General features: G+C 32.7%; 12 protein-coding genes and 1 pseudogene. 7 read left to right on the top strand and 6 right to left on the bottom strand.

The window, feature by feature from the left end; genetic code table 4:
- Positions 1 to 161: 161 nt before the first annotated feature.
- From DNK47_RS02950 to DNK47_RS02960, 3 genes are all read right to left on the bottom strand, one after another.
- Positions 162 to 809, bottom strand: coding sequence for a hypothetical protein (locus DNK47_RS02950; RefSeq protein WP_112665800.1), 648 nt, complete (start codon positions 807 to 809; stop codon positions 162 to 164).
- An 80-nt stretch (positions 810 to 889) separates the two neighbouring features.
- Entirely contained in the window at positions 890 to 1138 is a 249-nt protein-coding gene (locus DNK47_RS02955) for a hypothetical protein (RefSeq protein ID WP_220084660.1), read from the bottom strand.
- Between the two features lie 68 nt (positions 1139 to 1206).
- Positions 1207 to 2037: a restriction endonuclease subunit S gene (locus DNK47_RS02960; protein WP_112665804.1), complete on the bottom strand. Its 831-nt coding sequence runs from the start codon at positions 2035 to 2037 to the stop codon at positions 1207 to 1209.
- 147 nt (positions 2038 to 2184) lie between these two features.
- Between DNK47_RS02960 and DNK47_RS02965 the strand changes: the two genes are divergently transcribed.
- A complete protein-coding gene (locus DNK47_RS02965; RefSeq protein WP_146737542.1) occupies positions 2185 to 2568 on the top strand; it encodes a hypothetical protein in 384 nt (127 codons plus the stop codon).
- A gap of 18 nt (positions 2569 to 2586) precedes the next feature.
- On the opposite strand, the gene DNK47_RS02970 is transcribed toward DNK47_RS02965, so the two are convergent.
- Both DNK47_RS02970 and DNK47_RS02975 read right to left on the bottom strand, forming a co-directional pair.
- Complete coding sequence (locus DNK47_RS02970) at positions 2587 to 3750, bottom strand: restriction endonuclease PLD domain-containing protein (RefSeq protein WP_112665806.1); 1164 nt, start codon at positions 3748 to 3750, stop codon at positions 2587 to 2589.
- A gap of 9 nt (positions 3751 to 3759) precedes the next feature.
- A complete protein-coding gene (locus DNK47_RS02975) occupies positions 3760 to 4812 on the bottom strand; it encodes a DNA cytosine methyltransferase (RefSeq protein WP_112665808.1) in 1053 nt (350 codons plus the stop codon).
- Positions 4813 to 4991: 179 nt separating this feature from the next.
- Between DNK47_RS02975 and DNK47_RS02980 the strand changes: the two genes are divergently transcribed.
- Positions 4992 to 5273: a hypothetical protein gene (locus DNK47_RS02980; RefSeq protein ID WP_112665810.1), complete on the top strand. Its 282-nt coding sequence runs from the start codon at positions 4992 to 4994 to the stop codon at positions 5271 to 5273.
- A gap of 173 nt (positions 5274 to 5446) precedes the next feature.
- Here DNK47_RS02980 and DNK47_RS02985 read toward each other — a convergent pair whose 3' ends face one another.
- Positions 5447 to 6121 (bottom strand): hypothetical protein, encoded by a 675-nt coding sequence (locus DNK47_RS02985; protein ID WP_112665812.1) that lies wholly within the window; start codon positions 6119 to 6121, stop codon positions 5447 to 5449.
- A gap of 505 nt (positions 6122 to 6626) precedes the next feature.
- On the opposite strand from DNK47_RS02985, the gene DNK47_RS02990 reads away from it, so the two are divergent.
- The 5 genes and pseudogenes from DNK47_RS02990 to DNK47_RS03010 form a co-directional block, all read left to right on the top strand.
- Positions 6627 to 7289, top strand: a complete 663-nt coding sequence (locus DNK47_RS02990) for a hypothetical protein (protein ID WP_146737543.1) — start codon at positions 6627 to 6629, stop codon at positions 7287 to 7289.
- 30 nt (positions 7290 to 7319) lie between these two features.
- The gene (locus DNK47_RS02995) at positions 7320 to 7877 is read left to right on the top strand and encodes a hypothetical protein (RefSeq protein WP_112665816.1); all 558 of its coding nucleotides are present in this window, start codon (positions 7320 to 7322) and stop codon (positions 7875 to 7877) included.
- Positions 7878 to 7934: 57 nt separating this feature from the next.
- Positions 7935 to 8477, top strand: a complete 543-nt coding sequence (locus DNK47_RS03000) for a translation elongation factor P (protein ID WP_112665823.1) — start codon at positions 7935 to 7937, stop codon at positions 8475 to 8477.
- Positions 8455 to 9120: a hypothetical protein gene (locus tag DNK47_RS03005; protein ID WP_112665825.1), complete on the top strand. Its 666-nt coding sequence runs from the start codon at positions 8455 to 8457 to the stop codon at positions 9118 to 9120. Before DNK47_RS03000 ends, DNK47_RS03005 begins: the two co-directional genes overlap by 23 nt.
- 37 nt (positions 9121 to 9157) lie before the next feature.
- Positions 9158 to 9412 (top strand): annotated as a pseudogene (locus DNK47_RS03010) (hypothetical protein); the annotation flags it as partial.

Genomic DNA, 9412 nt, shown 5'->3' on the forward strand with positions numbered 1-9412 from the left:
ACTACCGCCCCCCCCTAATGCACAAATTGCGATAAGAGCTCTTGAGCCGAAAGACATCTTTTATAAGGAGAATGGCACTTAACTCTTTAATTTTATGAGAATATTGTTTCTTTATATAGATAAAAACGTTTTAGATTAAAGGGGTTCCTAAAAATTAAGAATTATTTTGCGGAAAATAGGAGATAAATGGTATGGGTATCGCCAAATAAGTCTTCAACAGAGACTCTAGTTACTGATTTTCCTGATATATTTTCTGAATCATTTTCTCATTTTCCTACCATAGGAGAAAATAAGAACCCATTTCCTTTAAAGGTGGTTTCATATTTTTCATCTTCGCTTTCATCCTCTTCATCTTCATCTAGGTTTAAAGTTTTTGTGTTTGTCTCTATATTAAATCTCGTTCTCATAGTATGATTTTCATCGTTCAAACGTAATAAATCATTTGGAAATAAGCCTGTTCAATTATTCGAAATTTTCTTCTTAGAATCTTTGGAATTAGTATCTTTACAAAAAACTACTGTGTAATCATCTTCTTTTATTCCTAGGCTCTGAGCAATATTTTCTCCTGCGGTTGCAATAACTTCACAATTTTCTTCAATAGTGTTTTTTACGACGGAAGAAGTGGGGCTTGAAGAAGTTTGTAGTGCAGTTAAATTTTCTGTATTTAAGCCAGAAGAGGTAGAAGTAACAGAACTATTGACATTGGAGTTTATGCTCCCAAATTGACCTGTTTGTCAAAGCGTAAGGGAGGTTATGCCCCCCCCTGCACCAATAGCTCCGGAGATTGAGATAATTGCTCTAAGGCTCACTTAAGAGAATTAAAGGTAAAGACTACCTTTTTCTGAATTTTAAGGGCAATTTTCCTATACTAATCGAGCTCTTAAATTTCTTAATCCAAACTTTCAACTCAACATTTTTGCATTCTCAAAAACCTCTTAATTATCTGTTCATTACTTTTTTGCAACTCAAAAATAGGCTCACAGAAATTATTGAACTTATTAATTAAGGTTTGAGAGGGAAACTTAATTGGATGTAGAGTCAATTTTTCTTTTTTCACTGTCTCAGTTTTAGTAGAGGCTGTAGATTTTCTTAGTATTATTCCAATATTTTCCTTCAATAAATAAAAAAGAAAAGGCACTCCAATATCCTCTTGCGGTTTAATTCCTAGAAACACACAATCAACGCATATGTTATTGAAATTAATTGTTATTTTTTTAATAGCATCTGAACCGCCGTTGTGGCGGAAAATAATGTGCCCCCCCCGAGCATGGTGCATCTACCTCTCCTAAACCCCTCTAGAGTCAATTGTTCAGAAGTTTCACTCACAAATTTGTAATCTTTCCTAGAAATATCTCTTACCTGTAATCAAGGAATTCCGCGCTCCTTACAAAAATATTTCTTTTCTTGTTCTAGATTTCCGCGAGGAGGTCTTCCTCCTCTAATAATGGTGAATAATTCTCCAAAATTCTTAATGGTGTAATCAGTTAATTCATCAAACAAGATATGGAAGTAGGCGGTCATTTGTTTTTCAAATAATTCATTAATTCTCCTCTTTATTTCTATATATCTAGTTACTGTTTGGTATTTATGAACTATTTTTTCTTGCTTGTCTAAAGAAGGGATTGAAATAGAAACTTGAGAAAAGTTTTTTCAAGTTAATTCTCCTCTACATCCTTGTCCCGAAAGATATATTCCCATTAGATCTATTCTTGATGTTTTAAAAATTAGGTTTAAGTATTCAGCTAATAAATTTGGATCTTTAACTTTGAACACATAATATTTGTTAGAACTACTCGCGCCCAAAGGCTGATCTCCAAAATATAAAGCCACAGGGACTCTTTTATCTCTCCCGACACTCATTCCACTCATAACAAAACATCCTTTTTCAACAATCTGTAACTTTCGAAGATCTGTCTTCTTCCCTTTTATTTTTTCTTCAATTAAGTTCTTGTTTATATCAACACCTACAAGAGTTTCGGTAATTAAATCCTTATTTTGTCTTCTTACTAAATCTACTAAGTCTCCTAACTTTGCCATATTATTTAGAAATAAATAATTTTGTTGGTCTTATGTTTTTAATTTTTCAAGACTTCAATTAAATAAAGAGCTTGTTTTTAAAATATCTCTTTTTGGAACGAGAATCAGTTAATATCCTCCTAACTGAAGAGGATATTTAGTAATTAAATGAGCAGGGAGTGAGTGCAAGCTGCAAAAAACATAGTAAGATTCTGGATTTGACAATTAGTGGCGTGTTTCATTGGAATACCAATATTAGTAGCTCTATTAATTAGTTTGTCTCAAAACCCTGCAAGTTTAGCTGGCATAGTTCCTTTATTCGCAATTGCTTATTTAGTCTTAATAATTGCTTATGCCTTAAAGATTGCTAATTTCTTTAAATGTGCCAATTCGGCAGGGGGGGGCAATTCTACAAGCAATAAATTGAAAAATGATCTGAGATCAATGAAAATGGCTTTAGGTTTAGATGTACTGTTTTGCTTTTTTGCACCTATACTAATAATCTTTACTAGGATCTTCTTTTGAGTTATGTACAGATCTCACAAAAAATAGTTTTTTTAGTTCAAATTACTAATAGCTGATAACCTTTCTAGGAAAAGACAAAAATCAAACATTTCTAAAAACTCCTTCTTCATCTAGTTTTTTCTCACCAGTATTCTTTAAGACCAAAACATCTCCTCCATATTTCTCCAACATTTCCTTAGTAATCATTCCCTCTCTATTGATATCTAAAGAAACATCTTCTACAGGATTAACTATGCCTAGTTTCACTAATCTTCCTTTTATTCATCTTCCTAAGATTGTTTCATCGCCGACTGGGGCAAATTGTTTGCCTTTATCTCCTGCAACATGTGCTTTAAATTCATATCCATCATCAGTAATTACATAAAATCACTCTCCTCTTTTTGGATATCCTTTCTGGTTAATAATTTTTCTACTAACAATTATCTGAATTTCTCATCAACTTCTATGTGGACCTCCTTTCCCCCTAGGGGCTCCGTAACAAGCATTTAAATTCGATTTTGTGTAGTTAGATCTCAAGGGACTGAATCTATTTCTATAAAAAGGAACTTTCAGGGGAAGATGGAAAACATATCTAGGGTTGGATTCCTGTAATTTTTGAACTATAGCTACTTTTTTAGTCTCAATTGGATCAATATTTGGTATAGTTTCTCCTTTTTCACTAATTATTTGGATATTGTTCAAAAAAGAAATATTTTCTGAACAATCTTTCTGTTTTATCTGTTCAATGTGAGCTGAAATTTGCTTCAATATCTTCTTATTTCTGAATAAAGTAGCTAATTCATATTGTCTTTGATTCTCCTTCTTTTCGCCCAAAAAACTAAAGTTAGCGGAACCTAGAATAGCGGAAAAAAATTTTTTGTTCTTATAAAAGCAATAGAGCTTACCGTGATATTTAAACGAATGTATTACTCTAATTTCTCCAACTTTTAATGCGCATCATTTCTTGTTTAATTCAATAACTAATTCATACAGAGTTTTAGGAAAGCCTTCAAAATAATACATTCCTAGAATAAGACAAATATTTTTAAGTCCTTTTTGAAAAATTAATGTATCTAATTTTTCTAGAGAAGCTTTAGAACAATATCCTACCAAAATATCCAAAGCATTTGATTTATCTAACTGTTCATAAAAACAATCTACTATAGTTACTTGATCTTTTTCTGTTAAAAGTGGAGAAATGCTAGTTAATAAGAGAGAATCTTTGCTCACATTAACTATTTAAAGGCTCAAGGAGGGAGGTATAGAAGGATATTTAATTCCTGCAAAGCACTTAAGTATGGTTTCAAAAATTATTTTTGCTCCTTGGCAAGGAACTGCCATTCCTATTTGCTTTCTAACACTAGTTCTATTACCGACAAAAACAAAATCATCTGGAAAGGTTTGAAGTCTTGCTCTCTCTCTATTAGTAAGGGCTCTTGGTTCTGCTCAATGATACACATGTGATCCTCCTCCTCCACTTCCGATAATGGTATAGGAAGGGTTTTTAGGATCTAGTTTTCTATAAGTAAGACTAAAACGAGCTCCTTTTACTTTCAATTGAAGACGTAAAGGTAAATCTTCTGAAAAAACATTTTTACCAGGGGAAATATGCTTTAATCTTTCTTCAACCAAAGAGGAATGTTTTGGAATTTCATGATTGCAAGCATTAGAAGGAATTGGGGGATTTTCTAAAGCAAACTTACAGCTATTATCAATATTTTCAAAAGGTTCACAAGAGGGAATTAAATATTTGACATCAATATCCTTTCTTATTCCAACCACAATCAATCTATGTCGAGATTGAGGGATACCATAGTCTTCAAATTTAAAAAGGTGGGGAGTGAGTGAATAGCCAGCTTCCTCTAATTCTCTCATTATTTTCTTGAAAACAGCACCCCTTTTCATAGAAATCAATCCAGGAACATTTTCAGCAACAAATCACTTGGGCTTAAAATGCTTGAGAGCTTTAACAGCATAGGCATATAGGCCACCAAACTGTCCTTCCAATCCTTTCTGCTTTCCTACTTGACTGAAATCATTACAGGGGAAACCAAACACTAAAACATCTATTGGTTCTAACTTTTCTATATCTAAAGTCTTTATATCTTCTTGATAGACAGTATCTCGGGAGTTGGGGCAAATGTTGTTTCTATAAGTTTCACAAGTATCTTTATCAAAATCACTAGCCCATCTATGCTGAATCTTTAATTCTTCAGATCCAATATCTGCATTTATTGCTCCTCAAGCTAATCCTCCTGGGCCGCAAAAAAGTTCTCCCATCCAAAATGGCATTGTTAACTAACTATTAAATAACTTATTTAATTATTCTTTTGAAAAAGATGAAAATAACTTAAATTTGGTAACAAAATATGCATTGAACAATTAATCACAATAAATTTCTCTACTAAAGGGCGATTTCATAGAATTTGGAGGGAAGTATTAAATTAAGCAAATAATAGGAATAAATAGCCATGCTGGACAGAGAAGGTTATTTATTCTCCATGTCTGGGGGTTGGAAAAAGATATTAAAGAGAGGTCCTTATAAATATAGAATCTCAAATCTTGCTGTTAGAGTTAAGACTGAATGAAGGGATTGGGATCCAAAAGATCTTTATTACAGAAAACCTGAAAAAGCTTGATTCTGACAACAAATTGATTGAGAAGAAACACTTTCCCCTTTAATGAGGCGATTAAGAGATATAAGACGTCGTTTTCAAAGAATAAGGCCAGCTCCAGAAAGCTTTTTTGCTTAATTTAATTCAGTTTTTTAATCCTAAATAGAACAAATTATTAATCTCTTCATCTAAAAATTTTTTAGACACAATTTTTTCTTATATATACAAAGAGAGACAGCGTTAGTAAAGGTTTTAAGAAATTAAATTGAAAATTCTGTCTTAAAAAAATGCTACTAAAAACTTAAAAATTACTACTTTTTACTCGATTTTGGGAAAATTGCTTTCGGTTTAAAATCTTCTGTTCACTTCAAATTAAGTCCTTGAACTAGTTTTATTTCACATTCTTCTTTATTCTCGTTACTCTTATCAGTACACCGTTTCTGATCGACTTCAACTTTTAGTATAGTTGAACCGCTATGACCTTCTTTCTCGGCAGAAACAGTTACTTCCCTACCTCTATCGCTTAATTCTCTCTCAATCTTTTTGTCTTGACACGTAATTGCTTGATAATTACTGTCACTGAAAGCACTACCTTCCTGAGGAACGTTTAATTTTACCTCCATATTATCTCCAAAACGGAGTTTCCAATTAGATAACTTGTTATCTTCCTGAACTCCTAAACCCCATACAATTTTCTCACCACCATTAACATCGACAACTTTGAAGGTTACCTTGTCCTTCGCTGACTCTTTCGTTCAATCTTTTTCCCCCTCTTCGCTTACGACTAAATAGACCTTGTAATTCCTTTCGTGTTCATTACAACCCAAGACTGGATCTGTGACACTTAACTTTTCTGGAGAATAAATTATTTTTGATACGGAAGATATTGAGTTTGTATCAAGAAATGCAAATGATAAAGGGGCATAAACTCCGGCCATAAATCCACAAGTAACAATTAAAGAGGAAAGGAAAGGGATAAGAGCCATTAGATTAATTTAATCAACCTTTTAATATTCTTTAGGCTTTGAAAACAATTAATTTTAATAAGAGTAATACAAAGTCCTTTCCTGAAAAGATTTTACTGATCCTTTTTATAGTGTCTAAAAATCTTTTCATTTTTTAGTATTTTTTAAATCTTAAGAACGATTCCTTCTTCTTTACTTTGAATCTTTAAAAACTAGAAAATTTAATAACGAAACAAGTAAATGAATACTAAATCTCTTACTCTATTCTCTGGACTGGGCTTAACTGGATTGTCTCCCTTGCTATTTTTCGCTGGCTCAATATTTCCTAATTCGGGGGGGATTCCATAAAAACAAGAAATTAATAACTAATTCACCTGAATCACACAACTGGTTTGAAATATCTCAATTTAGTTCTATAGATTTTCCAGAAGTAACTCCAAGGGTTCCACAAAAAACCATACAACTCTCGAGAAGCCTAGACAATGTCGCTCTTCCCATTCCGAGACAGGTCGTAACTCAAAGATCAATGAGGAAAGTGGATCTAATTCCAGTGACAAATAAATTAATCCCAGAAATAAACCCCAAAACTATTTCTGTTACTGAATTTCTTAAAGATTTCTATTCAGATGCAGAGATCAATGACTCAAGTAATCCCCTAACCATTATTGCTAAATGGGATGAATGAGCATTCATAATTCTTCAATGAGATACTAAATGTCAATATTTCAGGCAGTTGAACAAAAACATTGGATTACACATAAACAGTAAAGGTTTGTTTACTATTGGGACAAAGTATGACTCTCAAAGATGACTCGACTCCAATAAGCCAAATTGCTCTAACTTCAATGGTTTTTGATGACAGGAATGAAATACTTGATGAAGAACAAGAAGTTATCTAGGAGTTTCGGATCAAGAGATAGGAAAGAATAAATTGACTAAAGCCAACTGTTCTAAATATCCAGTGGTTGTTATAGAGAAAGAAGATGAAATACCTTATTTCTATTCAATTTCTAAAGAGCCGCACTTAACTCCAGACTCAGAAGTAATTACCTCTAGAAATATATATTGAGATAATCAAACTAAGACTTTTGTGGGTCAAAGAGACTTTCCAAGAAAAAGAAAAAACTTATATTTCATTAAAAATTATGGAGATTATTCTCAGTTTGTGGAAACAATACCCAGTAAATAAGATAATTCAAGCCCCTTTTTAACCTAGCTTATGTCTTATACAGTTCGACTACTGGCTTTAGCTCTAGCTGGCGCAGGGGGTGTAACTGGTATCACAATCCCACTAACCCACAAATACTTAGGGTCTAATACTAAACAACAAAGAATCAATAAAGAAGAACAAGTGAAACAATTCCTATCAGATAAATATTGCTATACCTTAGTCAAAAGTAAGCTCGGAGATCAAATAATAGTCTGTCAAGCTAATACAAAGAAGGGGGATCTCCTTTTTTATCTGCTTAGTGAAACACAAGAATACTCCTTCAAAGAGCGAATAAAGACATTAACCACTTTTGCAGGCTTTAATGAAGTTACTACAACAATGAACTTGCAGTACAGAGATATTAATGCTACTTCAACCCTTTCAGGATTTGAAAAAGATAATGGCTTAGAAAATCTAAATGGTATTCCTCTATCTTGTGTCTGCAAATCATTTGAGGAAGGAAAAGGGTTTTGGGATGAAGGTAAAGCCTTTATGTTATGTGAAGGAAATATCAAAAAAGAAGTAACAAAGTTTGAGTTTCCTTCGCCAAAACAACCACTAAGTTAAGTCTCTTAATCAACCATTTTCAAGCCAATTTGTGGCTTAAATTAAAGTAAAAGAGTTATGTCTACAATGCTAGAGGCTAGGGAGTTAAGAGCTGGGCAAACTATTCTCTACAAAGGTGAACCTCATTTAGTTCTTGATCACTCCTTCAATAAGACAGCTATGAGAGGAGGGATAGTTAAATGCAAACTTAAAAACCTCTACACTAAAGCTATCTTCATTGAAGAACTTTCTAACCAAAGATTAGAAAGAGCTAACCTAAGTAAACAAGAAGTAATATTCACTCACAGAGAAAAAGATTTACTTAAATTCTGTGATGTACAAACTTATGAAGAATATGTACTCTCTGTGGAAGAATATCAATGAGCTAGTAACTTTCTAGAAGAAGGAATTACCCTTCAACTAGTATGATTCCAAACTAACTTAATTGACTTTGTCTTACCGGAAAAAGTTCACTTAACCATAGTTGACTTAACTCCAGTCAATAGTGAAGTGCAAAAAGCTCAGTTTGCTTCTGGGCATGAGGCCCTAATTCCCCTTTTCTGTAAGGTGGGGGATAAAGTTTTTATTTCTACTGAAAATGGAAAGTACCACTCAAAATAGAACACTATTCCCCTTATCAATTCTTTTCTTTCCCTTTATTGTTCTATTCTTTTTAGGTTTTTCACTTCACTCCTGAAAGAATAGATTTGGTTACAAAGGAAATAGAGACTATTCTTCTAGATTTTTCTTCTTTAAGAGGTTTCATTGAGCGATCTCACAACTAGCTTTTAGGAAAGAAGTATTAGAGAGTTACAACTTATTAACTAGAAAAGATACCTTTGCTTGTATATATTGCAAGAGAATTAATTGAGCTTCATTGTCTCTTGCCTTCTTACTTTCTAATTACTATCAAAAGACATATCAAAAAGCAAGAGCCTTTAAGTTCTGTGTTATCTCAGAATCTAAACCTAATTGATGAGTACTACTCTCTTCTTTAGAACCTTTGACTCAAATGCCAGACTCTAAGTTTCTGAAAGAATTTGACTGCCCAATTATTTGTCTCTCTACTTCTATTGCCAAATTAAAGGAATTAACCCTTAAATCCTATAAATCTATAGTTTTTTTTAGATTTGAGAAATTTTTCTCTTGAAAAACTGGTTTTTTAAATACTTTTAGAGTTGTTGGGATGCTTAGCTCTAATGAATTGTTGAGAAATGTTGGGAAATCTGAACTTAAGCTAACTCAAATACTAGAAAGTCTTTAGCTAGTCAATAAAATTGATTTACTAATTCTTCATTGGGATGGAGGCTTTTTCTTTAATTGCAAAAGCTTTAATAGCTGTTGTGGGAGTAGGTTCTGTGGTTGTTGCTCCTACTGTCTTATCCTTGAATGCCCCCCCCGAATCCATAACAATAAGTAACTTCCCGCAAACTGATAAAGATCAATATAAAGATAAATGTCAAATAATGGTTAAAGATACAAAAGACAAAAAATATCTTTTAGTTTGTGATTCTTCTGGAATGAAAAGTGAGCTAACTTTTTATTTTTTTGAACAG

The organism is Mycoplasma wenyonii (genome assembly GCF_003265155.1).
In the GTDB taxonomy this organism is placed as follows: Bacteria; Bacillota_I; Bacilli_A; order Mycoplasmatales; family Mycoplasmoidaceae; genus Eperythrozoon_A; species Eperythrozoon_A wenyonii_C.